Source organism: Mycobacterium sp. 852002-53434_SCH5985345, assembly GCF_001667155.1.
Lineage (GTDB): Bacteria > Actinomycetota > Actinomycetes > Mycobacteriales > Mycobacteriaceae > Mycobacterium.
Genome location: NZ_LZIE01000077.1, coordinates 1 through 536, shown reverse-complemented (window position 1 = coordinate 536; position 536 = coordinate 1). Strand labels below are relative to the sequence as shown.

General features: G+C 70.1%; 1 protein-coding gene. It reads right to left on the bottom strand.

The annotated features are described in order from the left end of the window. Nucleotides 1-536, bottom strand: a 536-nt coding sequence (locus tag A5756_RS20445; protein ID WP_156659726.1) for an AMP-binding protein, incomplete at both ends; no start/stop codon positions are given.

The window sequence follows — 536 nt, the reverse complement described above, 5'->3', positions numbered from 1 at the left end:
GCCCAGGCGCCGACCAACTCCGCCGGGCACGCCTCTCCCGTGGTAACCAGCGTGTCGAGTCCGTCCAGCCGGGCCCGGTCCAGCGACGCCAACACCGTCGGGGTCACCACCGCCGCGCTGACCCGCTGGTCCTGCAGCAACTCGGTCAGCGCCTCTCCCGCGTAGGCCTGGGGCGGGGCCATCACCAACGTCGCGCCGGACCCGACCGCCCACAACAGATCGAAGATCGACGCATCGAAGGTCGGCGCGGCCACCATCAGCACGCGCGACTGCGCGCCCAGCCCGTACACCTTGCATTGCGACGCGGCCAATCCGACCAGGCCGGCGTGGCTAACCACTACGCCCTTGGGGGTACCGGTGGACCCCGAGGTGAACATCACATAGGCGGTGTTCTCGACCTTCAGTGGCGAGTGCCGGTCGGCGTCGGTGATGGGCTTCGCGCACCGCCCCGACAGGTCCAGTTCGTCGACACGCAACACCGGGCGCGCGCCCGCCCCGACCAAAGTGTCGGCGCCACACGTCAACACACACACCGC